The sequence below is a fragment of the Streptosporangium sp. NPDC001559 genome, assembly GCF_042893955.1.
In the GTDB taxonomy this organism is placed as follows: Bacteria; Actinomycetota; Actinomycetes; order Streptosporangiales; family Streptosporangiaceae; genus Streptosporangium.
On the sequence record NZ_JBIAVG010000023.1, the window covers coordinates 1 to 23,925 of the forward strand.

Here is a 23,925-nt window from a genome sequence, read left to right on the forward strand (position 1 = left end):
TTTTCGTGTCAAACCGATCCGATCGGATCCATTTTCTTCGATAAAGCCTGTCCGAGGAATTTCAGACCGCCCCGTCTCCGGAGCAACCCTTCCAATTTACTCTGACATCCGGAACGTGTCGAACCGAAACGACCGGGACACACGTGTCTCGGTCGAGAGTGGGTCAGAAGGGGTTCCCGGGGTCTCGCCGACATCGCCGGCGCCCTCGGGCCTGGTGACTCTATGTCCCCCGAGGGACGTCGTCAAATCAGGGCCGGTCACGCAGCCGGGACGGCGCTGAACTCCGATAATCTGCCCGTCGTCAGGAGGTGGCAGATGGCCGAAGCGGGCGCCTTTTCAGTACCCGGCTACGACATATCCGGCGTACTCGGCCAAGGCGGTTTCGGGATCGTCTACCGGGCCCGGCAGCTGGCGGTCGACCGGGAGGTCGCGCTCAAGGTCGACAACCGCGTTCTGCTCTCCGAGCGTGACCGGCGGCGCTTCATGCGGGAGGTCACCTCGGCGGGAGCCCTGTCGGGGCACCCCCACGTGGCCCATGTCTACGACGCCGGGGTGCTCGCCGACGGCAGGCCGTACATGGTGCTGGAGTTGTGTCCCGGAGGGTCGCTGCTCGACCGGTTGCGCGCGGAGGGACCGCTGGCGCCCGCCGAGGTCGCCGACATCGGCGTCCGGATCGCCGACGCGCTGGCCGCCGCCCACGCCGCGGGAGTGCTGCACCGGGACATCAAGCCCGCCAACATCCTGATCAACCGGTACGGCAACGTGGTGCTGTCCGACTTCGGGCTGGCGACCATGCCCTCCGCGGGGGGCGAGGCCTCGGTGACCAGAGAGTCGCTCACCCCCGCCTACGCGCCGCCTGAGGCGTTCGACCTGACGGAGCCCTCCGCGGCGGGAGACGTCTACTCCCTCTCCGCCACCCTCTACGCGCTGCTGTCCGGGCGTCCTCCCCGGTTTCCGGAGAGCGGGGTGGCCAACATCGCGGTCATCATGGCCCTGCACCGGCTGCCGATCCCGGAGATCCCCGGTGTGCCGCCGGAGCTGACCGCCGTACTCCGTCAGGCCATGGACAGCGATCCCGCGCGACGCACCCCCTCTGTCGCGGCCCTGCGGGACGCCCTCACCGATCTGCACCTGGAGCGGGGGGCCCGGGACGGCAGGCCGATGCCGCCGCGCCCCTCTCCCGTGCCACCGCCGTCCGTCCCGGGGCCGCCTCCGTACGCCTCCGGGCCCCGTCCTGTTCCTCAGGCCGGGGGGCACCCGTCGTACGGCGTGCCGGGGGTGCGGCCGGGGTCGGGCAGAGAGGTGATGCGCGCGCACCTGACCTCGCCCGGTCTTCAGGAGCTCGGCGTGACCCAGTCGCCGGCCAAGGACGCGGCGGCGCCCACCGGCTCCTCGAACACCCGGGTGTTCGTCGCCGTCGCGGCCGCCTTCGTGATCCTGCTGCTGGCCGGGGTCGGGCTGATGATCATGGAGAACTTCGGCCAGGGCGCCTCCGTCGGCGGCCTCGCGGACACCTCCGAGGCCGGGGGCGCCGGTACCGGGGCTCAGGGGGCGAACGCCGAGGTCGCCACGTTCACCCTGGACTGTCCCGCGGCGGCCGTGCCCGGTGGCCGTGCCTCATGTGTGCAGAAGGCCGAGTGCTGGGGCGGACTCGTCGTGATCGCGGGGGACGCGTCCGCGCGGCCCGTCAAGTGCGAGGAGCCGCACGCGTGGGAGACGTTCGCGATCGCCGCGCTGCCGGGCGGCCTCACCTACGACGCGGGGGCCGCCGAGCGTGACCCGATGGTGCGCAAGGTGTGCTCGTCGTCGGTCATGCTCGACTCCCGGCGTGGTGCCGCCGTCAAGATCATCCCGTCGGACTGGCAGATCGCGGTGTTGCCACCCTCGAAGGAGCGGTTCGCCTCGGGGGCGCGGGCCTACCGCTGTCTCGGGAGCGTTGTCGGCGGCGACCAGGCGGGGTCGTCCTTCCGGCCCTGAGACCCCGCCCTGAGGCCCTGCCCTGAGACCGGCTCCGAGACCCGGCTCCGGGCGTCGCGCGACTCGGCGCGCGACGTGGGGAGCGATCGGTGCAGACTGGGCATCCTTGAACGTAATAGGGGGTGTCACAACATGACTCAGGCGCAGATAGGTGTGACCGGCCTGGCGGTGATGGGGGCGAATCTGGCCCGCAACCTCGCCAGGCACGGGCATGTGGTCGCGGTGCACAACAGGTCGCTGTCGCGGACCACGAAGCTGGTCGAGGAGCACGGGGACGAGGGAACCTTCGTCGCCTGTGAGACTCCGGAGGAGTTCGTCGCGGCGCTCGAACGTCCCCGCCGCGTCATCATCATGGTCAAGGCCGGGGCGCCGACGGACGCGGTGATCGAGGAGTTCGCCCCGTTGCTCGAACCGGGTGACATGCTCGTCGACGGCGGCAACGCGCACTTCCTCGACACCCGCAGGCGTGAGGCGGCGCTTCGGGAGCGGGGCATCCACTTCGTCGGCGCCGGGGTCTCCGGCGGCGAGGAGGGGGCGCTGCTCGGGCCGAGCATCATGCCCGGCGGTTCGAAGGAGTCGTACGCGGCGCTCGGGCCGTTGTTCGAGGACATCGCGGCGAAGGTGGACGGGGTGCCGTGCTGTACGCACATCGGTCCCGACGGGGCCGGTCACTTCGTCAAGATGGTGCACAACGGCATCGAGTACGCCGACATGCAGCTCATCGCCGAGGCCTACGATCTGCTCAGGCAGGGGGCCGGGCTGGAGCCTCCGCGGCTCGCCGACGTCTTCGACGAGTGGAACCGGGGCGAGCTGTCCTCCTACCTGATCGAGATCACCGCCGAGGTGCTCAGGCAGGTGGACGCCTCGACCGGCGGGCCACTGGTCGACGTGATCGCCGACCGGGCCGAGCAGAAGGGCACCGGGCGCTGGACGGTGCAGATCGCGCTCGACCTCGGTGTGCCGGTGAGCGGTATCGCCGAGGCCGTCTTCGCCCGTTCGGTCTCCGGCCACGCCGACCTGCGGGAGGCCGCCCGCGGGCTCCCCGGCCCCACGCCCGTGCCCGACCGGACCCTCGGCGACGACTTCGTCGAGGACGTACGGCGGGCGCTGTACGCGTCGAAGATCATCGCCTACGCGCAGGGGTTCGACCAGATCAGGGCGGGGAGCGCCGAGTACGGCTGGGACGTCGATCCGGGCGCGCTGGCCACGATCTGGCGGGGTGGCTGCATCATCAGGGCGGTCTTCCTGGACCGGATCCGCGAGGCTTACGAGGAGAGTACGCCGCCGGTGACGCTGCTGACCGCGCCGATCTTCGTCGAGGCGCTCGGCCTGGCGCAGGACTCGTGGCGGCGGGTGGTGGCGAAGGCGGCCGAGCTGGGCATTCCGGTGCCCGGTTTCTCCACGGCCCTCGCCTACTACGACTCGCTGCGCGCCGAGCGGCTGCCCGCCGCCCTGATCCAGGGGCAGCGCGACTTCTTCGGCGCGCACACCTACCAGCGGACGGACCGGGAGGGTGCCTTCCACACTCTCTGGTCCGGTGACCGCTCCGAGGTGGGCGCCTGAGCTCGACCTCCGGTGTCACGGGGTGTCGTCCCTTCGGGGGCGGCACCCCGTTCCTGTGCGCGGCCCGTTCCGGTCAGCCCGGCTGGGGCAGCAGGCCGAACGCGTGGTCGGCGGCGGCGACCGCCGACGGGTAGACCTCGTCGGCGGTCTCCCCCCGGGTGAGCCTGGCCCAGTTCTCCCTGGCCAGCACCCGCTGTACGGCCAGCGTCTGCGCGGCCACGAGCCGCGCGGTGAGTTCGTCCGTGACCTCCCCGAGCGCTTCGGCCAGGGCCTCCTCGTCCTTGGTCGTGTGGTGCACGAGCCTGGCGGCCAGGCTTGGGGTCGAGAAGATCATCCGGTGGTAGGCGAGCACCGTCGGGTGGTCGTTGAGCCCCGTCACGGGGTCGCGCCTGCGGAGTCCTTCGAGGAAGTGGCGGTGGAGGACGGCCAGGGGGCTCTCGTCCCGGCCGCGGTGCCGTACGACGCGTGCCGACTCCTCGTGGTGGTCGGAGATGCGGTGGAGGACGAGGTCCTCCTTCGAGGCGAAGTACTTGAACAGCGTCGGTTTGGAGACCCCCGCGGCGGCGGCGACCTCGGCGACGGACACCTCGTCGAAGCCCCGGTCGAGGAACAGGGTGATGGCCGCCGTGGAGATCGCGTCGTGGACCTGCTGTTTCTTGAGCTGCCGGAGTCCTGTCACCTGTCCAACCTAACAGGCGGTTAACCGGGTTAATATATTGACTCGGTTAAGTTTTAAGGGGTGATGCCGGTGACCGGAACCGGACTCGACGAGGAACGGTCCTACCTGGAGGAATGCAGGGCGGCGCTGCGCGGGATGCTCGACGGCGCGCGGTCCAACGTCGTCGTCGGCGAGCACGTGGCGGGTGACCGCTACAGCGCCGAACGGCTGGGGCGCCACCTCAAGAGCCTCGCCAAGGAGCTGGCCGAGGAGCCCGAGGGGCCCGCGTTCTTCGGCCGTCTCGACTTCGGCGCCGGGGCGGACGCGGGCGATCACCGGGGGCAGCGTTACTACATCGGGCGGCGGCACATCTCCGGCGGGATCGGCCGTCAGCCGCTGGTGCTCGACTGGCGGGCACCCGTCTCGACGGTGTTCTACCAGGCCGACGTCCGCGACTCCCGCGGTGTCACGACGCGCCGCCGGTTCGGATGGTCGGGGCGGCCTCCCGTCCTGACCGGTTTCGAGGACGAACGGCTCGGCGAGGGCGGCGCGCCGGGTACGGCGAGCCGGATCCTGGCCGAGGAGATCGAACGGCCCCGTGTCGGCCCGATGCGTGACATCGTCGCCACCATCCAGCCCGAGCAGGACGAGCTGGTGCGGACCGGGCTTGAGACGTCGATCTGCGTCCAGGGCGCGCCCGGCACGGGGAAGACCGCGGTCGGCCTGCACCGCGCCGCCTACCTGCTCTACACCTACCGGCGCAGGCTCGCCGGCAGCGGTGTGCTGATCCTCGGCCCCAACCAGGCCTTCCTCGGCTACATCTCGGCCGTGCTGCCCGCCCTCGGCGAGATGGACGTCGAGCAGACGACTCTGGGGCGGCTGCTGGCACCGGAGCCGCCGAAGGGTTCCGACGACGAGGCCGCGGCGGTGGTCAAACACGACGCGCGGATGGCCGAGGTTCTGCGCAGGGCGCTGTACGGGCGGGTCGGACGGCCCGGCGGCCCGTTGACCGTGCCCGACGGGGCCTACCGCTGGCGGGTCTCCGAGGAGGAACTGCTGCGCGTCGTCGACGACACCCTGCGGGAGGCGCCGCCGTACGGGGTCGGGCGTGAGCGGGTGCTCTCGCGGCTGGCCTCCCTTCTGCGGGTGCGGGCCGAGGCCCGGGGACAGACGACCGGCACGGCGTGGATGAGGAGGACCGGCAGGGCCGTCAGGGAGTTCCTGGACACGGTGTGGCCCGTGGCGCGGCCCCGGGAGGTCGTGGCGGAGCTGCTCACCGATCCGGCCGTGCTGGCCGGGGCGGCCGAGGGGATCCTCACCCCCGCCGAGCAGGCGGCGATCCTGTGGTCGCGTCCGCCGCGCTCGTTCAAGAGCGCCAGGTGGTCGGAGGCCGACGCCGTGCTCCTCGACGAGGTGGCGGGCCTGATCGAGCGTCCCAGGGGATACGGTCACGTCGTCGTGGACGAGGCCCAGGACCTGTCACTGATGCAGTGCCGGGCCGTCGCGCGCAGGAGTGAGCACGGTTCGATCACCGTGCTGGGCGACCTGGCGCAGGGCACCACGCCCTGGGCGGCGCGGAGCTGGTCGGAGCAGCTCGCCGCGCTGGGCAAGCCGGGAGCGGCGCCGGTCACCCTGACGACCGGGTTCCGGGTTCCGGGGGCGGTCGTCACGCTGGCCAACCGCCTGCTCGACGAGCTGGCGGTCGACGTGCCGAGGACGCGTTCGTTCCGCGGTGACGGGTTGCTGCGGTTCCACCGGACGTCCGATCTTCCCGGTACGGCGGCGCGGGTGGTGCGCGAGGCGCTGGGGTACGAGGGCTCGATCGCGCTCGTGGCCGCGGACGACGCGCTCGACGACCTGGCCGAGGCGGTCCGGGCCGAGGGCGTCGAGATCGCCGCCCTCGGCGAGACGCCCGACGGCGCCCGGGTCACCGCCGTGCCCGCCACGCTGGCCAAGGGACTGGAGTACGACCACGTGGTCGTGGCCGAGCCCGCGGCCGTCGTCGAGGCGGAGCCCAGGGGGGCGAACCGGCTCTACGTCGTGCTGACCCGTGCCGTCTCGCGGCTGGAGGTGGTGCACACTCGCCCGCTGCCCGCCGGAATCGCCCCAGCCATTTAGCTAGAAATATCCCTTTTATCCATATATATCCACTCAGCGAAACGCCGCGAAATGCTGGAAATCGCTGGAATACACAGGAGGCTGGTGGAACTCCTGTTACGCTCCGTGCCGTGAGTGAATCACTGGACGCGCTGGAGCTGCGGATAACCGAGCTCCGCGCCCAGGTACGGCGCGCTGTCAAGGCGCGGGACAACACGCTGGCGCGGTCCCTGCGGGGAGATCTGCGCCGGGCCGAACAGGCCTGGGACCGCGCGGTCGGCACAGAGGAGTCCACCGGGAAGTCCGCTGAGGGGTCCGCCGGGGAGACCGAGCCGCCGCTGCTGCCGGTCAGGGAGCAGGTGCACCAGGCGCTGGCGCTGCTGGGGGTGCCCTCCGCGGCCAGGATGATCGTCGCGGTGAACGAGGCGTTCTTCTCCGGCGCGCTGCGCGGCGCCCAGCTCACCAGCCTGCGCAGGGACGAGGAGCGTTCCTTCCGCGGGGACCCCTACGCCCGCCCCTACTACCTGTGCGCCGCGCTCACCGACCGCCTCTCCCCCGCCAGGGGGCTGCTCGCCGACAGCACCTGGGAGCCGGAGCGGCGGGTGCTCGGGCCGTTGAGCCCACGCGTCGACTTCCTCGTCTCGGCCATGCGCGTCGCCGACAGGATCATCCGCATGACCGATCCGCCGCAGGGCGCACGACGGTTGCTGCGGCGGATGGCGCAGAACGTCCCCGGGGCCGTCGAGGGCCTCGCCCCCGCGGACCCGGAGGTCACGATCCGCGCGGCGCGCGCCGAACTCGACGTGCACCACGCCGGCGACGCGGCGCAGCGGGCCGAGGTCGCGGCGCGGGCGGGCAGGCAGCTTTCCGACATCGAGCGGCTGTTCGGCGCCGCCGCCCTGAGTACCTTGAGGGGAGCGAGTTGAACGGCAGGCTGGACAGGTTGCGCGGCCCCGTGCCGTCACACCCGCACGACGCCCGCGCCATCGCGGCGCTGGCCGCCAACCCCGGCTGCGCGCGCCGTGCGCTGCTGGACGCCGCGGGAGTCGACAAGGACCGTACGGCCAGGCACATGGGTTTTCCCGCGCCCTTCGGCCAGTCCCAGTTCGCGATCACCCGTGGGAACTCCTTCGAGATCGTGGTGAAGGAGAACGGCTGCGCCGAGTTGCTCCGGCTGCTGCGCGAGCTGCTCGGGCTGCCCGTCGCGGAGGTCGGCTACCAGGACGTGGAGAGCGTCGGCACCCATCTGCGCCACTCCCACACCAGGGCGCTGGTCGACAGGGCCGCGCGGCAGGACGAGGCCGCGGTCTTCTACGACCACCCGCTGCTCAGCCTGGAGATCGCCGGGCACGTCTGCTACCTGGAGCCGGACGTGGTCGCCTTCCAGCTCGGCGGGCGCTTCCACATCGTGGAGATCAAGTCGTTCAGCGTGATCGACGGGCAGGCCGAGCCGCGGAAGGTCGCCGCCGCGGCCAGGCAGGCCGCGGTCTACGTGCTGGCGCTGCGCGCGCTGCTGACCGACCTGGGGCACGATCCGGAACGGGTCTCCCACGAGGTGGTCCTGGTCTGCCCGGAGAACTTCGCGAACCGGCCCGTGGCGTGCCTGGTCGACGTGCGCAGGCAGCTGGCGGTGCTCAAGCGGCAGCTCACCCGGCTGACCCGGGTCGAGACCCTGCTCGACGAGCTTCCCGAGGAGCTCACCTTCGACCTGGCCCCCGGTCAGGACGGCGTGCCGACCCGGCCCGCCGGGGAGGTGGCCCAGGCCCTGTCCCGGGTGCCCGCCCGCTACGCGCCCGACTGCCTGTCCACCTGTGACATGTGCATGTTCTGCCGGGACGAGGCCAGGGGGAACGGCTCGACCGACCTGCTCGGCCGCCAGGTCCGCGACGAACTCGGAGGGGTCTCGACCGTGACGGAGGCGCTCGGCCTCGCCGAGGGCACCCTGGAGCCCGCCGAGGGCCAGGAGGAGATCGCCCGCCTGTTGCGGCTGGCGGACCGGCTGCGCGAGGAGTGCCTGCGATGAGCGCGCTGACGGCGCTGGCGCGGCTGCGCGCCATCAGGGACGGGAGCGCGCAGCCGGTCACCACGGTCAGGCACTGCCATCTGGCCCCGCAGCCGCTGGTGTTCGTCCCGCTCGGCCTCTCCGGTGAGGCCGCGGCCCCGCTCGCCGCCATGGTCGGCACCGATCCCGGCCATCCCCGGCTGCTCATCGTGCCCCAGCCGCGCAACCGGGACCTCCGTTTCGCCTTCGCCGCCGAACTGGCCGAGGTCGTCCTGCCGTACGTGGAGGGGTTCTGCAAGGACACCGAGACGGTCGAGCGGCGGGGCGGCGAGCCGTACGAGCGGTGCCTGGACGCCCCGCAGGTCCTGGTGCCGAACCGGCAGGGGGTCGCCTTCCTCGGGTTGCTCGGCCGGTCCACCCGTTTCCGCAGGGTCGACGGGCCCTATCCGGTGCATCCCTCGGTGCCGCTGCTCGGCCGGTGGCTGACCTACTTCGCCGACAGGTCGCAGCAGCCGGGATCCTGCCTGCTGATGGCGGCGACCGAGGCGCTCGGCGCGCACTGGGCGAGCGGGCAGAGCGGTCTTGAGGACGCCAACCTGGCCGCGCTGCTCGGCTGGATCGACCCTCCCGCAGGGATGACCGGCTCCCAGGCCGCGCTTGAGGCGGAGGATCCGCTGCTGTGGCCTCCCGCGGGGCCCTCGACGGACCCGGGCTTCGACAACGAGGTGCTCGCCCCGGCCATGCGCGCCTACGAGGAGGCGCCGACCGAGCGGTCGGTGGAACGTGTCACCCAGGCGCTGCGCACCCAGCTCGATCCGACGTGGCGGCTGATGTGGCGGGCGGTCGACCTGCTGCGCGCGCTGCCCGAGGGGTCGCGGGTACGGGACCGCTGGGAGACCGACCGGGGGTCGTTCACCCGCTTCACCGAACGGCTCGCGGAGGGCGGCCCGCCGCAGGCGCGCAGGGACGGCGCGGTCGGCGCCGCGGCCCGGCTGGCCGGTCTCGAACGCGCCAGGGCGAGCTACGACGTGCAGCGCGCCTACGACGACCCGCTGATCATGGCCGAGTACCGCCTGACCGGTGAGGCGTTCACCGGGACGGTCACCGCCGCCGACCCCGAGCACACCGAGGGCGAGGGTCGTTCGCGCAAGCTCAGGCCGCTGGTCACGGTCACCACCGCCGACCCGGTACGGCTGACGCCGGGCTCGGTCGTCGGCAGCCCGGAACGGCGCGGGCACGCCGCCGAGATCGTCGAGGTCTCCGGCGACGAGATCACTCTGAAGGTCGTCAAGGGGATGGGCCGGGGCAGGACACCCGTTCCGGGAGCGGTGCCCGAACCCGGCGAGCGGATCACCTACACCTCGCTGCTCGACGACTTCCAGTCCTCGGCCTCGCTGCCCGATCCGGAGCTGACGCCGTGGACCCACGGCGGGCCTCCGCAGGAGTACGTGCCCGGTGACGACGACGCCCAGGAGGAGTGGTCATGAAGGTACGGCCCACGGAGGACATGACGCCGCAGCAGGCGGCCGCGTCCGTCGTCGACGCGGTTCTGGCCGACCTGCCCCGCAACCGGGGCGTGGTCGTCGACTCCCCGCCGGGAGCGGGCAAGTCCACGCTGGTGGTCAGGGCCGCCGCGCACATCGCCGAGACGGGCGAGCCGCTGATGATCGTGGCGCAGACCAACGAACAGGTGGACGACCTGGTCGAGCGGCTGGCCGCCGATCACCCCGATCTCACCGTCGGACGGCTGTCCGCGAGCGGCTACGTCACGCCGCCCCGCGTCCTGGCCCACCCCAACGTCTCGGTCGCGGGCAAGCTGCCCGACCTGGGCGACCCGGCGGTGGTGATCGCCACCGCGGACAAGTGGGCCTGGGTCGGCGACCGGACCTGGCCGTGGGCGATCGTGGACGAGGCCTACCAGATGCGTTCGGACAAGCTGCTGCGCATCGCCTCGCTGTTCGAGCGCTCGCTGTTCGTCGGCGACCCCGGCCAGCTCGACCCGTTCTCGATCGTGGACGGCGACCGCTGGGCGGGCCTGTCCTGGGACCCGGTGCAGAGCGCGGTCTCGGTGCTGCTGCGCCACAACCCCGACCTTCCCGTGCACCGGCTGCCGGTCTCCTGGCGGCTGCCCGCCTCGGCGGCGCCGGTGGTCTCCGAGGCGTTCTACCCGTTCACCGGGTTCAGGGCGGGGACCGAGCACCGTGACCGCTCGCTCGAACTGACCGTGAACGGCATGCGTACCTCCTACGACCGGGCGCTGGAGGAGGCCGCCGCCTCCGGCTGGGCTCTGTACGAGCTGCCCAGCCGCCACACCGTGCGCACGGACGCCGAGGCGGTGCAGGCGGTCGCGCTGCTGGCCGTACGGCTGCTGCAGCGGGCGCCGGTCGCGCACTCCGAGCGGGGCAGCCACCGGGTGACGGCGGACCGGATCGCCATCGGCGCCGCGCACCGCGACCAGGTGACCGCGATCCGCGCCGCCGGGGTGCCCGAGGAGATCACGGTCGACACCGCCAACCGGCTCCAGGGCCGGGAGTACGACGTGACGATCGTGCTTCACCCGCTGTCCGGGCGCCGGGACGCCACCGCCTTCCACCTGGAGTCGGGACGGCTGTGCGTGCTGGCCTCACGGCACCGGCACGCCTGCGTCGTGGTCGCCAGGGCGGGCATCCCCGAACTGCTCGACGCCCACCCGTCCGCGGAGCCGGTCCAGCTCGGGGTGCCGGTGAAGTTCCCCGACGGCTGGGAGGCCAACCAGGCGGTGCTGGCCCACCTGGCCAAGCACCGGGTCGCCGCGCACTAGCTCATCAGTAGTAGCCCTCCACCGGGACGCGGGCCTCGTCGTACAGGGTGGGGCCCTCCTGCGGCACCTCCGGGAAGTCGCCACCCGGTTTGAGGGCGTTGAGCTGCTCGCCGGAGAGGGCGAACACGACACGGCCGAGTCCGGAGCGGCGGATCGCCCCCGTGCACATGGGGCAGGGCTGGCAGCTGGTGTACATGGTCGTGGCGGCCGCGGTCTCCGGGTCGAGTTCGCGGGCCGCCCAGCGGGCCAGTTTCAGCTCCGGGTGCGCGGTTATGTCGGCGTCGGTGAGGGTGGTGTTGCGCTCCTCGGCGATCACGCGGCCGTTCCCGTCCGCCAGCAGCGACCCGAAGGGCGGGTTGCCGCCCGCCCGCGCCTCCGCGGCGAGTTCGATCGCACGGCGCAGGAGCCGTTCCCCGTCGTGTGTCGTGGCTTCGTGTGTCATGGCCGCTCCGTTCGCGGGTGAAGGTCCAGGCCGGCGGCGAGCGTCCGCTGTTTCGCCGCCGGGTCGAGAGCCTCGCCGAGGCCGCCGTCGAACGGGACGCGACGCCGGGTTCGCACCCGTTCAGGCTATCGGGGTCGGTGAACGTGCTCGGCGACCGGGGACACCTCGGGGTTCGCGCTGATCCAGGCGATGCGTTCGCGGCTCTCCTCGTCGACGGGCGTGTAGACCACCATCCGCGCCTCCGGCGTCGCCGACAGGCTCAGGCTCGTGGAGACCGTGCGGACCAGCCCCGCCCGGCAGTGCCGGAACGCCTTCATCCTGCTTCCGGGTCTGGCCACGTCGTGGGTCGCCCACATCCGCGCGAACTCGGGGCTCTCGGCCGACAGCGCGCGGACGAAGTCGTTCCAGGCGGGCTCGCCGAGGTGCCGTCCGAAGCCCGCCCGCAGGGTCGCCACCATCTGGGGCAGCTCGGCCTCGCGGTTGGTCATCGGAAGGCAGCAGGAGCGGGTGACGAAGATCTGCCAGAGCGCGTTGCGGGTGGCCGGCGGGGCCTTGACGACCTTCGGGAACAGCGTGCCGTACGCCCGGTTCCAGGCGAGCACGTCGTAGCGGCCGTTGTAGACGACGGCGGGCATCGGGTCGAGCTGGTCCAGGATGAGCTGGACCTCCGGTTCGAGACCGCCGCCACCGGGTGACTGGGGCACGCTCGGCAGGTCGGCGAGCCGGTACAGGTGCTCGCGCTCGGCCTCGTCGAGACGGAGCGTCCTGGAGATCGCGTCGAGCACCTGGACGCTGACGTTGATCGGACGTCCCTGTTCGAGCCAGGTGTACCAGGTGACGCCGACCCCGGCGAGCATGGCCACCTCCTCGCGCCGCAGACCCGGCGTGCGGCGGCGCGACCCGGGGGGCAGCCCGACGGCCTCGGGGGTGATGCGGTCGCGGCGGCTGCGCAGGAACGAGGCCAGCTCCGCCCGGCGGGCACGCCGGCTGGTCGTGGTCATCCCCCTATGCTGGCCGACGGGGAAAGCCGGTGCCAGGTGGTGTCGGTACCAGGATCGGCAGGCTCTCGTTACCGGTATCCGCCTGCCCTCACAGTCTTCTCCATGACCGCACCACCGATCTTGGAGGTCCCGGCCGCTCTCCCGGCCTCCTCCCGTAACCGCCGGCTGCTCACGGTGATCCTGACCGGGCAGTTCATGGCGATCCTGGACGTCTCCATCGTCAACGTCGCCTCCCCGGTGATCCGCTCGGATCTGGGCACCTCGGGCTCCGGGCTCCAGTTGATCATCTCCGGATACACCATCGCCTACGCGATGCTGCTGATCACCGGTGCCCGGCTCGGCGGCCGGTACGGCGGGCGCCCGCTGTTCCTGACCGGCCTGGCCGTCTTCACCGTCGCCTCCCTGGCATGCGGCCTGGCCGCCTCCGCCGGGCAGCTCATCGCCTTCCGGCTCCTGCAGGGCGCGGGAGCCGCCCTGATGGTGCCCCAGGTGCTGATCATGATCCAGACGAACTTCGAGGGGGCCGCGCGGGCCCGCGCGCTCAGCCTGTACGCCACGGTGATCTCGGGGGCCGCCGTGATCGGGCAGGTGCTGGGTGGCACGCTGGTCTCCGCCGACCTGTTCGGCACGGCGTGGCGCCCGGTGTTCCTGGTGAACGTGCCGATCGGGCTGGCCCTGCTCGTCACGGGCGTACGGCTGCTGCCCTCGGGCGGCCCGCGCCTGCGCCGCCCGCTCGACCTGCCGGGCCTGGTCACGCTCTCTCTCGCGGTGAGTCTGCTGGTGGTGCCGCTGGTGCTGGGCCACGAGCAGGACTGGCCGCTGTGGGGGTGGGTCTCGATGGGGGTGAGCGTGGCCTTCGCGGGGATCTTCACGCTGGTCGAGCGGCGTTCGGCCGCTCCGCTCGTGCCCGCGCGGGTGCTCATGGCCAGGGGGGTGATTCCCTCGGTGCTGACCGTCTTCGGGCTGATGACGTGCTACGGCGGATACCTGTTCGGCTTCGCCCTGCACCTGCAGGGCACCCTGGGTGACAGCCCGCTGCGGGCCGGCCTGACCTTCGTCCCCACCGCGGTCGCGTTCACCGTCTCCAGCCTCAACTGGCGGCGGGTCCCCGAGCGGTTCAGGCGGCCCATGGTCGTCGCCGGGCTCGTCGTGGCGGCTCTCGGCTACCTGGGGCTGGCCCTCGCGCTGAGCGGTGGCGACCACGGCCAGCCGCTGCTGTGGATCACGCAGGCCGTCGCCGGGTTCGGCATGGGCGCGGTCTTCAGCCCGGTGCTCGCGATCGCGCTCACCCATGTGGCGGCCGAGCACGCCTCGGACGCCAGCGGGCTGTTCGTCACGGTGACCCAGCTCGGCCAGGTCGTCGGGGTGGCCACCTTCGGCACGCTGTACCTGGGCGGGGCGTCGATGACGGCCGTCGGAGTGGTCCTGGCCGCGGCGACGCTGGTCACCGCGGCCGGCGCGCTGCCGCTGCTGCGGCGCTGAGGTCCCGTCCCGCGGGCCGTACGGCCCGCGGGGAGGGGCGGGTCAGACGGTCCTGCGCCAGACGTCGATGGCCAGCACCTGCCGCATGCCGACCGAGAGGTACAGGTCCAGGGCGGGGGTGCTGTTGTTGGCGTCCACGTGCAGGTAGGTGCCGACCCGGCCGCGCGCGGCGTCCGCGGCGAACGCCCGGCGCAGCATGAACCGGCCCAGGCCGCGCCCCCGGAAGCGGGGCAGCACCGCGAGCTGGCGGACGTAGCCCGAGTTCTCGTCCCCGGCGAAGGCGTCGGTGCCCAGCAGCATCGCGGCGGGCTCGCCGTCCACCCTGGCGACCATGAGCTGCGCCCAGTCGGTGCTGGCCGAGGAGTCCAGTTCGGCGAACCACTCGTCGTAGTCCTTGGGCGTGAACCCGAAGTGCTCGGCGAAGCCCTCCTGCTGTACGGCGTGGCCCTGACGCCGTACCTCCTCGCTCGTCCCGTGGTGGACCGTCACCCCGGCCGGGGCGGCGGGCTCGGGGACCGAGGCGCCGTGGTCGGTCAGGAGGCGGATGAAGCTCGTCGCGGCGACGAAGCCCCGGGCGGCGGCGAGAGCCCGCTTGCCGCTGTCCTCCCGGTACAGGGCGATGTCCACCACGGCCTTGTCGTGGCCGAGTTCGGCGGCGATCTCGGCCGCCCGTTCGGTGACCGCGTCCCACAGGGCGCCGGTGAGCTCGGCGGCGTCGGGGTGCACGACCACGTCGACGTCCATGTTGTCGCCCGTGCCCTTGCGGCAGACCCAGGCCCAGGCGACCAGGCGGCCCGACGTGTCGTGGACGACCCAGCCGTCCTTCTCCCCGTCGAAGTCGGGTTCGTTCAGCTGGTCGGTGACGTCGTCGAGGGTCATGTCGGCCTTGCCGATCACCTGCGTGTCGCACAGGGAGATCAGCCGGTGGATCTCGACCGCGTCCCCGGTCCCCGGCCGCCGGGTGGTGTACCCGGCGGCGGTGACGATTGTCGTCGTTGTGTTCATGCCACCCAGTCTGGGAGGAGGGACTTGGCGATCACTGGGTGAGAACTTGCTCGCCGCCGTTCAAGTCTCGTCCGCCGCCGTTCAGTCGAACGCCGCGACCGGGGCCGACTCGTCCGCGCCCTGGTCGGAGCCGCTACGCAGCGGGATCTCCTTGATGAAGGCCGCCGCCAGCGGCACCAGGACGGCGAAGAGGATCGCCCAGGTGAACACCGAGCCGATCGACGACGCCAGGGACTCGAGGAATCCGGTGCGCACGCCGGCCGGCAGCTCGTGCAGGGCCGCGGGGTCGAACTGGCCTCCGCTCGACGCGAGCTTCCCGCCCGCCTCCCCCAGCTTGCTCGTCAGGTTGGCGGTGAGCTGGTGGGTGAAGATGGCGCCGAACAGGGAGACGCCGAACGAGCCGCCGATGGACCTGAAGAAGGTCGAGGCGCTGCTGGCCACGCCCAGGTCCTTCTGCTCGACGCTGTTCTGCGCGATCAGCATGGTGGTCTGCATCAGGAAGCCCATGCCCAGGCCCAGCACCGCGATGTAGACGCCGGTGCGCCAGGAGGGGGTGTCGACCGTCTGCGTGGACAGCAGCCACATGGCGACCGCCATGATCACGCCGCCGAGGACCGGGTAGATCTTGTACTTGCCCGTCTTGGTGATGGCCCGGCCGACGAACAGCGAGACCACCATGGCCGCGCCCATCATCGGCAGCAGGAGCAGGCCGGAGTTGGTCGCCGAGGCGCCCTGGACGGTCTGCTGGAACAGTGGCAGGAAGTTGATGGCGCCGAACATGGCGAAGCCGAGCAGGAAGCCGACCACGGAGATCAGGCTGAAGTTGCGGTCGCGGAACACGTTGAGCGGCATGATCGGCTCGACGACCCTGCGCTCGACCACGATGAAGAGGGCCAGGCTGACCACGGCGCCCACGGCGAGGCCGATGATCTGCGGCGAGTTCCAGTCGTAGTCGTTGCCGCCCCAGGTGGTGATGAGGACCAGAGCGGTGATGCCGACCGAGAGCAGGATCGCGCCGACCCAGTCGATGCGGTGCTCGGTGCGGTATCTCGGCAGCTTGAGCGTGACGGCCAGCAGCGCGAGCGCGACGAACCCGACGGGCAGGTTCACGTAGAAGGCCCAGCGCCAGTTGAGGTTGTCGGTGATGAAGCCCCCGACGAGCGGTCCCGCGATCATCGCGAGCGCCATCACACCGGCCATGATGCCCTGGTACTGGCCGCGCTCACGAGGCGGAACGAGGTCGCCGATGATGGCCATGGCGTTGACCATCAGGCCGCCCGCGCCCAGCCCCTGGAGCGCGCGGAAGCCGATGAGCTGGTTCATGCCGTCCGCGGTGCCGCCCAGCATCTCCGAGCCGGCCATGCCGCAGAGCGCCGAACCGATCATGAAGATCACGATGGAGGCGAGGAAGATGTTCTTCCTGCCGTACAGGTCCCCGATCTTGCCCCAGATGGGAGTCGACACGGTGGTGCCGAGCACGTAGGCGGTGACCACCCAGGACAGGTGGGTCAGGCCGCCGAGTTCCCCCACGATGCGCGGCATCGCCGTACCGACGATCATGTTGTCGAGCATGGCCAGGACCATCGCCAGCATGAGGCCCGGCAGCACCACCATGACCTCACGTTGCCGCGCCGGCGCGGTCGCGGTCTCCTTCACTTTCGTTGCCCCCTAGTGGATCTTGCTTACTTGCCGACCGGCTAGTGTCGGATATGATGGGAAATGTAGGGCGCCTACTTACCGGCCGTCAAGTTAATTCCACCGCAAAGGGAACCATGAGCGAAAACGCCGACACCCGGACTCGCATCCAGGAAACGGCCCTGAAACTGTTCATCGAACAGGGCTACGAGGCGACCTCACTGCGTGAGATCGCCGAGGCGCTCGGCGTGACCAAGGCCGCCCTCTACTACCACTTCAAGAGCAAGGACGAGATCATCACCAGCCTCGTCGAGGACCGGCAGTACGCCTTCGACGAGCTGATCGAGTGGGCCAAGTCCCAGCCGCGCACCGAGGAGACCCGGCGCGAACTGGTACGCCGCTACGCGGAGGACCTGCGCCGGGGCAGGCACCACGAGATCATGCGCCTCATAGAGCGCAACCAGGCCTCGTTCAAGGGCCACCCGACGATGGAGCGGGTCCGCCACCAGATGTTCGAGATGCTCACCATCCTCGTCGAGCCCGGCGACCCAACGGCGACCCGGCTGAGGAACTCGATGTCGCTGTTCGCCCTGCACGCCTCCTGGTTCCTCCTCAGGGACGAGACGATCAGCGACGACGAGCGCAGGGACGCCGCCCTTGAGGTCGCGCTCGAACTGCTGCACCGGTGAGCGTCCTCATCGACCCGCCCGCCTGGCCGGGCCCCCGCGGCCTGCTCTGGTCCCACCTGGTCAGTGACAGCTCCACCGAGGAGCTGCACGCCTTCGCCGAACGGCTCGGCGTGCCCGCCAGGGCTTTCGACCGCGACCACTACGACGTCCCGGAGACCGTCTACGAGCGCGCCGTCTCCCTCGGGGCGCAGCCGGTCTCCTCCCGGGAACTCCTCACCCGGCTGGTCGCCTCGGGTCTGCGCAGGCGTAAGACCCGACGTCCCGGGACGGGCGATTCAGGAGATACCGGCCGTCCCGGTTAGGACGGGCGGGCTGGGGCAGGGCTCTCAGCGGGCAACCGTGAAGGAGGGACCGTGGAGGCCACAATCACGCTCCGCCTGCCGCGTGACGCGGCTAGCGTTCCGGTCATCAGGCAATTGCTCGACGCGGCGCTCCGCGCCCTGGGGGTCGAGCCACAAGTACGCGAGGACATCCTGCTCATGCTCTCCGAGGCGTGTTCCAACGTGATCCAGCACGCCATCCCGAGCGACGACTACATGGTGAGCACCGAGCTCTTCAGCGACCGCTGCGTCATCAAGGTGATCGACACGGGCGAAGGGTTCGACTTCTCCGGGACGCAGGCCCCCTCCCCGACCTCGGAACACGGCCGCGGCCTGCTCATCATGAGGGCGCTGGCCGACGACATCCGTTTCACCAGCCGTCCCGAGCGGGGATCCGTCGTCTGCCTGGAGAAGAACCTGCGCTTCGTCCAGGACGCCCCCGGGCTGTCGCTGCTGCTCGACGAGGAACACGTGCGGCACGACGCGGTGGACCGTTCCCGGCCGGGGAGTGCCCGGCGAGAGCAGGAGCACGCCAGGACAAGGTGAACCGGGACCGTCAGTCCCGGCGTCGTACCGACCCGCCGCGTCCGCGCAGGGTGAAGGCGGCCAGCGTCACCATCACGACGAGGACGACCACGGAGACGAGAAGCGCCGCCAGGCCGATGAGGCCGGCAACGACCAGAACGCTGACAAGCTCACTGATCAACTGCCGCACCTGCACAGCTTTGCCCGGTTTATCCGGCCGCTACACCGCGTTCCAGCGCGCCAGCTTCAACGCGAGGTGGAGTTCCAGCCTGTCGGCTCCGTCCTTCAGGCTTCGTCCGGTGATCTCCTCGATCCGTGTCAGCCGGTAGTAGAGACTCGTGCGGTGCAGGTGGAGCAGCCTGGCGGTCTCCTGCGCGTCCCCTCCGCTGTCCAGATAGGTCTCCAGGGTGGCGGCCAGGGCCGGATGCTCGTGCAGCGGCCCGGGGGAGATCCGCCCGGGTTCGGCGAGCAGCCGGTAGACGCCCAGGTCCGGCCAGCTCGCGACCGGCCCGAGCACGGGCTCCGCGACCGCCGCCCTGGCAGCGGCGACCGCCTCCCGGTGGGCGCGCCTGACGGTCCCGAGCCCGGCGTGCACCGCGCTGAGCCCCGCCGCGCCTCCGGTGCGGGCGACCAGCCGTCCGGCCAGCGCGGTCGCGTCCTGCCCTCCGTTCAGCAGCAGTACGGCGTGCCGGTCGAGGACCGTGAAGGCGGGAGGGCGCCGCGTCCCGGCCAGTTCCTCCTCGACCGCCCTGCCCGGCTCCCCCCGCTCACCGCGCAGGGCCAGCAGGCGCAGCGGCCCCTCGCCGAGCACCGCGGCCGCCCGTGCCGCGGGTATTCCGCCGGTCAGCAACCCGCGCAGTGTGCCCGACCCTCCTCCGCCGTCGAGCAGTGCGGCGATGGCGGCGGCGTCCCGTACGGCCCCGGCCTCCTCCTCCTGACTCAGCGGCGTCCTCCCCTCGATGATCCACAGCAGGCCGACACGCCTGCCCTGGTGGAGCAGGGGAACGCAGAGCCTGGCCGCCATGCCCAGCGCCGGGTTCGCGGGCACCCTGACCGGAACGCGGGCCGTGGCCACGCCGTGGGCCTCCTGCCAGGCGCTGACCTCGGCGGGGACGGAACGGGACAGGATCGCCTGGGCGCGGACCTGGTCGACCTCGCCGTGGTGGACGCTGTGCGCGACGACCTGGCCCTCGGGATCGTCCACCGCGACGCCCCGTCCCACGGTCGCGGCCAGGGAATCGAGGAGATCCTGGACTTCATCGCCGATCACCGTCGAATCCTACAGATGTATGAAAGGTCTCCGCTGGCAGGACGATGACTGGCCGGAGCGCGAGCCGTACCGTCGCTTGCACGTTCAGTGAAAGGGTCTCGTGAAGGGAGACCGCCGTGCAGGAGCGCAGCCGCATCGCCCCGTGGGCCTCGCCCAGGGCGCAACGACGTCTGGCGGAGCTTGAGGCCGCGGCCGAGGGCCTGGGTCTCGACGAGGTCGTGCGGACGGTCGGTGAGGCTCTCGCCGGGCACCGGAGCAGGCTCGACGAGGACGGCGTCGTGCTCTACGCGGGCACCAACACGATGAGCGAGCGCGCCAGGGCGGCCCACGAGCTGTCGGCGGCCTGCCGTCCCTCCATGGGCTGGCCCGGGGAGAAGTTCCAGACCGGGCTCGACGAGCTGGACGTGCTGGAGGTTCTCGCCCCGCTGGGGGTCGCCTCCCTGATGGACGGCGAGTTCGCCGAGGTCAGGCTGCAGAGCGCGACACTGGCCAACCTGGCCTGTTACACCGCCTTCGCCGTCCCCGGCGACACGATCGCGGTCCTGCCCGAGGCCGCGGGCGGGCACGCCAGCCACCACGTCCAGGGCGCCGCCGGAATCCGGGGCCTGCGAGTCGTCGACCTGCCCTACGACGCGGCCGGGTTCGGCATCGACCACGACGCCCTGCCGGGTTTCCTGCGCGAGCACCGGCCCGTCCTGGTGGTGATCGGGGCCAGCCTGATGCTGTTCCCGCACGACGTCGCACGGGTGCGGGCGGCGTGCGACGAGGTGGAGGCGGTGCTGCTCTACGACGCCTCGCACGTGGCCGGGCTGATCGCGGGCGGTCGTTTCCAGCGTCCTCTGCTGGAGGGCGCCCACCTGCTGACCATGTCCACCTACAAATCCTTCGGCGGCCCTCCCGGGGCGGCCGTCGTGACGCGTGAGGAGGACCTCGCCCACCGGGTCTCCGCCGCCGCCTACCCCGGGCTGACCGCCAACTACGACGCCTCCCGGCTGGCCCCGCTGGCCGTGACGGCGGCCGAGCACGCCGCGGAGGGCCCGCGTTACGCCGACGCCTGTATCGCGAACGCGCACACCCTGGCCGCCGCGCTAGCCGAGGAGGGCTTCTCCGTGGCGGCGGCCGATCTGGGCTGGACGGTCTCCCACCACGTCGCGGTCGACGCCGCGGCGTTCGGCGGCGGGGACGAGGCGGCCCGGCGGCTGGCCGAGGGCGGCGTCTACCTCAGCGGCATCGGCCTTCCCGACCAAGCCCCCGGCGAGCCGATGCGGGGCCTGCGCATCGGCACCCAGGAGGTCACCCGCCGGGGGTTCACCCCCGGCACGATGCGGCCTGTCGCGGCGCTGATGCGCAGGCTGCTGATCGACGGCCACGACCCGGCCGAGGTCCTGCGGGACACGGTCGAGCTGCGCCGTTCCATCCCCTGATCCCGGACCGGCCCGCGACCCCCTGGGGCCGCGCGCCCCTGGCGGGCCGGTCCGCGCGCTTTCCCCTCAGCCGATCCAGACCGTCTTGAGGTTGCAGAACTCCCGGATGCCGTGCGCGGACAGCTCCCTGCCGTACCCGGAGTTCCTTATGCCGCCGAAAGGCAGCTGCGGGTAGGAGACCACCATGCCGTTGACGGCGACCATCCCGGCCTCCAGCTCGGTGATGAGGCGCTCCTGCTCGCGCTCGTCGGTGGTCCAGGCGTTCGCGCCGAGCCCGAAGGAGGTGGCGTTGGCGAGCGCGACGGCCTCCTCGACGTCCTCCACCCGGTACAGCGAGGCCACCGGGCCGAACGACTCCTCCAGGAACAGCTTCATCTCCCGGGTGACACCGCTCAGCACGGTCGGCTCGTAGAACCAGCCCGGCCGGTCGGGGCTCACCCCGCCGCACAGCACCCGCGCGCCGCGTCCCGCCGCGTCGGCGACCAGCCTCTCCAGGTCGTCGAGCCCCTGCTCGGTCGCCAGCGGCCCGACGTCGGTCTCCTCGTCCATGGGGTCGCCGACCCGCAGCGACTCCATGCGTTCGACGAAGCGGCCCTCGAACTCGTCGTAGACGTCGGCGTGCACGATGAAGCGCTTGGCCGCGATGCAGGACTGGCCGTTGTTCTGCACCCTGGCGGTGACGGCGGTCGAGACGGCGGCCTCGACGTCGGCGGACGGCATCACCACGAAGGGGTCGGAACCGCCCAGCTCAAGGACGGTCTTCTTGACCTCGGAACCCGCGATCGACGCGACGGAGCGGCCCGCGGGCTCCGAGCCGGTCAGGGTCGCCGCGACCACCCGTCTGTCCCTCAGCACCCGTTCGACCTGCGACGACCCGATGAGCAGGGTCTGGAAGCAGCCCGCGGGGAAGCCCGCCCTGGTGAAGAGCTCCCCCAGGTAGAGCGCGGTCTGCGGGACGTTCGAGGCGTGCTTGAGCAGCCCCACGTTGCCCGCCATCAGCGCCGGCGCGGCGAAGCGGATCACCTGCCAGAGCGGGAAGTTCCACGGCATCACCGCGAGCACGGGCCCCAGCGGCTGGTAGCGCGCGTAGGCGCGCCGCGCCCCCACGGCCCGCGCGTCCCCCGGCTCGTCGGCCAGGAGCGCCTCGGCGTTTTCGGCGTAGTAGCGCATCCCCATCACGCACTTGGCCGCCTCGGCGCGGGCCGAGACCAGCGTCTTGCCCATCTCGGTCGTCATGAGACGGGCCGTCTCCTCAAGCTCGCCCTCGAGCAGGTCGGCCGCCGCGCGCATCCAGGCCGCCCGCTGCCCGAAGCCGGTCGTCCGGTGGGTCAGGAAGCCGGCCGCGGCGCGCGCGAGCCGTTCCTCGACCTCCCGCTCGTCCAGCGGCTCGAAGGTCTTCAGGGTCTCCCCGGTGGCCGGGTTGACCGTCGCGATCGCCATCACTGCCTCCTCGACGGCCGCCGCCCCCGGACGGCGGCCGGAATCGGGACCTGCCGGACAGGGGCGGGTACGGCGGGCGTCCTGCCCCTACCTTCCCCAGATATCCGTTCAGACCCGGAGGAAACAGAGCTCAGGCGCCGAGCTCGATGACGACCTTGCCGACGGCCCCCTCCTCGACCGCCGCGTGGGCGTCGGCGGCGCGCTCCAGGGGGAAGCGGATGATCGGCAGCCCGGCCTCCTCCCCCACGCGCAGCGCGCCCGCGGCGACCGCGGCCGAGACGTCCTCGACGGCGGCCAGCTTGGCGGCCTCGGGCACCGTGTAGACCAGAACGCCCTGGTAGCGGAGGTTGCCCGCCGCGACCGGCCCCAGTGGCAGGAGAAGCTCGGCGGGACCGCCGTCCACGGCGTAGACCGCGACGGTTCCCGCGGGGGCCAGGACCGCGAGGTCGAGGGTGAGGTTCACCACCGGGGCCACCTCGACGACGATGTCGACGCCGCCCGGGGCGACCCGCCTGATCTCGGCGGCGGCGTCCCCCTCGCGGTAGTTCACGACATGGTGGGCCCCGGCCGCTGTCGCGAGCGCGGCCTTCTCCGGCCCGCTGACCGTGGTGACGACCGTGGCGCCCGCCCACCTGGCGAGCTGGATCGCGGCGTTGCCGACCGCGCCCGCCCCACCCGCGACCAGCACGGTACGGCCCGTCAGGGCGCCCGGCGCCAGCCGTCCCGCACCGTCAGCCACGGTGAGGCAGCGGTGCGCGGTCAGCGCGGGGATCCCGAGCGCCGCGCCCACCTCGAAGGAGGCCTCCCCGGGAAGCCGTACGGCCTGCCGGGCGGGCAGCACCACGAACTCCTGGGCGGTGCCGTCCGGGCGTTGCCAGGCGGCCTCCCAGATCCAGACACGATCACCCTGCCGCAGCCCGTCGACTCCCTCGCCGACCGCGTCCACGACGCCGGAGCCGTCCTGGTTCGGCACCACCTCGGGGAAGGTGGGACCTGAGTCGTCCACGCGGAACTTCCAGTCGCTGGGGTTGACGGCGGACAGGGCCACGCGGACCCTGACCTCACCCGGTCCCGGCTCGGGAACGGGCCGTTCGACCAGACGCAGGACCTCGGGACCGCCGGTCTCGGTGTAGATGATCGCTCTCATACCGGAGGTAATCTCCGTTTAGAGCGGCTTATTCCCGTGCTCCCCTTGCCCCCGCGGAACCGCCATGAGAACGGCTCCGCGGGCCCGGCCCCGTCAGCCCCTGAGGCTGGAGGAGCGGAAGAGCTTGACCACGAAACCGGCGGCCACGGCGATCAGACCGAGGATCAGGGCCCACTTGATGAGGCCGACGACGAAGCCCAGAAGCGAGCCGAGCAGGAAGAAGGCGAGCACCACGGCCGCCACAATCAACAGAATCCGTCCCATGTCTCCACGCTACGGCCCGGCACGGACCGGCGGCAGAGCCAGAACCCGAAGTCAGGGACAAGCCAGGGTGTTCCCCCATGCTGTTTCCGGGAGGCCCGGCCCAGGCCTCTTCGGCGTTCCTTCCCTTCGCGCGCCGCGTCTTCCCACCCGAGTTCGGCGGCCACCCCGGCTCCGTGCGCCGGGA

At 71.8% G+C, this 23,925-nt stretch carries 22 protein-coding genes; 12 read left to right on the forward strand and 10 right to left on the reverse strand.

The window, feature by feature from the left end; genetic code table 11:
- The first annotated feature begins 315 nt into the window (after positions 1-315).
- Positions 316-1,977 carry a serine/threonine-protein kinase gene (locus ACFYY8_RS37000; RefSeq protein ID WP_390049303.1) on the forward strand — a complete coding sequence of 554 codons (1,662 nt, stop codon included), beginning with the start codon at positions 316-318 and terminating at the stop codon, positions 1,975-1,977.
- 132 nt (positions 1,978-2,109) lie between these two features.
- Positions 2,110-3,540, forward strand: a complete 1,431-nt coding sequence (gene gndA / locus ACFYY8_RS37005; RefSeq protein ID WP_390049305.1) for an NADP-dependent phosphogluconate dehydrogenase — start codon at positions 2,110-2,112, stop codon at positions 3,538-3,540.
- A 73-nt stretch (positions 3,541-3,613) separates the two neighbouring features.
- Here gndA and ACFYY8_RS37010 read toward each other — a convergent pair whose 3' ends face one another.
- Complete coding sequence (locus tag ACFYY8_RS37010; RefSeq protein WP_390049307.1) at positions 3,614-4,219, reverse strand: TetR/AcrR family transcriptional regulator; 606 nt, start codon at positions 4,217-4,219, stop codon at positions 3,614-3,616.
- Between the two features lie 69 nt (positions 4,220-4,288).
- Between ACFYY8_RS37010 and ACFYY8_RS37015 the strand changes: the two genes are divergently transcribed.
- The 5 genes from ACFYY8_RS37015 (at position 4,289) to ACFYY8_RS37035 (ending at position 11,097) form a co-directional block, all read left to right on the forward strand.
- The gene (locus tag ACFYY8_RS37015; RefSeq protein ID WP_390049309.1) at positions 4,289-6,316 is read left to right on the forward strand and encodes a HelD family protein; all 2,028 of its coding nucleotides are present in this window, start codon (positions 4,289-4,291) and stop codon (positions 6,314-6,316) included.
- A 110-nt stretch (positions 6,317-6,426) separates the two neighbouring features.
- On the forward strand, positions 6,427-7,221 hold the full coding sequence (locus ACFYY8_RS37020) for a hypothetical protein (RefSeq protein ID WP_390049311.1): 795 nt from the start codon (positions 6,427-6,429) through the stop codon (positions 7,219-7,221).
- Positions 7,218-8,318 carry a hypothetical protein gene (locus ACFYY8_RS37025; protein WP_390049313.1) on the forward strand — a complete coding sequence of 367 codons (1,101 nt, stop codon included), beginning with the start codon at positions 7,218-7,220 and terminating at the stop codon, positions 8,316-8,318. The genes ACFYY8_RS37020 and ACFYY8_RS37025 overlap by 4 nt, the downstream gene beginning before the upstream one ends.
- On the forward strand, positions 8,315-9,784 hold the full coding sequence (locus ACFYY8_RS37030) for a hypothetical protein (RefSeq protein WP_390049315.1): 1,470 nt from the start codon (positions 8,315-8,317) through the stop codon (positions 9,782-9,784). Before ACFYY8_RS37025 ends, ACFYY8_RS37030 begins: the two co-directional genes overlap by 4 nt.
- A complete protein-coding gene (locus ACFYY8_RS37035) occupies positions 9,781-11,097 on the forward strand; it encodes an AAA family ATPase (protein ID WP_390049317.1) in 1,317 nt (438 codons plus the stop codon). Before ACFYY8_RS37030 ends, ACFYY8_RS37035 begins: the two co-directional genes overlap by 4 nt.
- A gap of 4 nt (positions 11,098-11,101) precedes the next feature.
- Here the strand turns inward: ACFYY8_RS37035 and ACFYY8_RS37040 are convergent, their stop codons facing one another.
- Positions 11,102-11,539 (reverse strand): nucleoside deaminase, encoded by a 438-nt coding sequence (locus ACFYY8_RS37040; RefSeq protein ID WP_390049319.1) that lies wholly within the window; start codon positions 11,537-11,539, stop codon positions 11,102-11,104.
- A gap of 125 nt (positions 11,540-11,664) precedes the next feature.
- Positions 11,665-12,540 carry a helix-turn-helix transcriptional regulator gene (locus ACFYY8_RS37045; protein WP_390049321.1) on the reverse strand — a complete coding sequence of 292 codons (876 nt, stop codon included), beginning with the start codon at positions 12,538-12,540 and terminating at the stop codon, positions 11,665-11,667.
- Positions 12,541-12,642: 102 nt separating this feature from the next.
- Between ACFYY8_RS37045 and ACFYY8_RS37050 the strand changes: the two genes are divergently transcribed.
- The gene (locus ACFYY8_RS37050) at positions 12,643-14,022 is read left to right on the forward strand and encodes an MFS transporter (RefSeq protein ID WP_390049323.1); all 1,380 of its coding nucleotides are present in this window, start codon (positions 12,643-12,645) and stop codon (positions 14,020-14,022) included.
- 42 nt (positions 14,023-14,064) lie between these two features.
- Here the strand turns inward: ACFYY8_RS37050 and ACFYY8_RS37055 are convergent, their stop codons facing one another.
- Positions 14,065-15,027, reverse strand: a complete 963-nt coding sequence (locus tag ACFYY8_RS37055; RefSeq protein WP_390049325.1) for a GNAT family N-acetyltransferase — start codon at positions 15,025-15,027, stop codon at positions 14,065-14,067.
- An 81-nt stretch (positions 15,028-15,108) separates the two neighbouring features.
- The gene (locus ACFYY8_RS37060) at positions 15,109-16,683 is read right to left on the reverse strand and encodes an MDR family MFS transporter (protein WP_390049327.1); all 1,575 of its coding nucleotides are present in this window, start codon (positions 16,681-16,683) and stop codon (positions 15,109-15,111) included.
- 116 nt (positions 16,684-16,799) lie between these two features.
- Here ACFYY8_RS37060 and ACFYY8_RS37065 point away from each other — a divergent pair, with 116 nt between their 5' ends.
- From ACFYY8_RS37065 to ACFYY8_RS37075, 3 genes are read left to right on the forward strand one after another with little or no spacing between them, the layout of a single operon-like run.
- Positions 16,800-17,351 carry a TetR/AcrR family transcriptional regulator gene (locus tag ACFYY8_RS37065; protein ID WP_390049329.1) on the forward strand — a complete coding sequence of 184 codons (552 nt, stop codon included), beginning with the start codon at positions 16,800-16,802 and terminating at the stop codon, positions 17,349-17,351.
- On the forward strand, positions 17,348-17,653 hold the full coding sequence (locus ACFYY8_RS37070) for a DUF4031 domain-containing protein (protein ID WP_390049331.1): 306 nt from the start codon (positions 17,348-17,350) through the stop codon (positions 17,651-17,653). Before ACFYY8_RS37065 ends, ACFYY8_RS37070 begins: the two co-directional genes overlap by 4 nt.
- Positions 17,654-17,704: 51 nt before the next feature.
- Entirely contained in the window at positions 17,705-18,217 is a 513-nt protein-coding gene (locus tag ACFYY8_RS37075) for an ATP-binding protein (protein ID WP_390049333.1), read from the forward strand.
- 10 nt (positions 18,218-18,227) lie between these two features.
- Here the strand turns inward: ACFYY8_RS37075 and ACFYY8_RS37080 are convergent, their stop codons facing one another.
- Together ACFYY8_RS37080 and ACFYY8_RS37085 are read right to left on the reverse strand one after the other, a co-directional pair.
- Positions 18,228-18,377 carry a hypothetical protein gene (locus tag ACFYY8_RS37080; protein WP_390049335.1) on the reverse strand — a complete coding sequence of 50 codons (150 nt, stop codon included), beginning with the start codon at positions 18,375-18,377 and terminating at the stop codon, positions 18,228-18,230.
- Between the two features lie 39 nt (positions 18,378-18,416).
- Entirely contained in the window at positions 18,417-19,466 is a 1,050-nt protein-coding gene (locus ACFYY8_RS37085) for a PucR family transcriptional regulator (protein WP_390049337.1), read from the reverse strand.
- 116 nt (positions 19,467-19,582) lie between these two features.
- Between ACFYY8_RS37085 and glyA the strand changes: the two genes are divergently transcribed.
- On the forward strand, positions 19,583-20,890 hold the full coding sequence (gene glyA / locus ACFYY8_RS37090) for a serine hydroxymethyltransferase (protein ID WP_390049339.1): 1,308 nt from the start codon (positions 19,583-19,585) through the stop codon (positions 20,888-20,890).
- A 66-nt stretch (positions 20,891-20,956) separates the two neighbouring features.
- Here the strand turns inward: glyA and ACFYY8_RS37095 are convergent, their stop codons facing one another.
- The 3 genes from ACFYY8_RS37095 to ACFYY8_RS37105 form a co-directional block, all read right to left on the reverse strand.
- Entirely contained in the window at positions 20,957-22,330 is a 1,374-nt protein-coding gene (locus ACFYY8_RS37095) for an NADP-dependent succinic semialdehyde dehydrogenase (RefSeq protein WP_390049340.1), read from the reverse strand.
- Positions 22,331-22,460: 130 nt separating this feature from the next.
- Positions 22,461-23,477, reverse strand: coding sequence for an NADPH:quinone reductase (locus ACFYY8_RS37100; RefSeq protein ID WP_390049343.1), 1,017 nt, complete (start codon positions 23,475-23,477; stop codon positions 22,461-22,463).
- 93 nt (positions 23,478-23,570) lie between these two features.
- Positions 23,571-23,741, reverse strand: coding sequence for a hypothetical protein (locus tag ACFYY8_RS37105; protein ID WP_352012995.1), 171 nt, complete (start codon positions 23,739-23,741; stop codon positions 23,571-23,573).
- Positions 23,742-23,925: the final 184 nt, after the last annotated feature.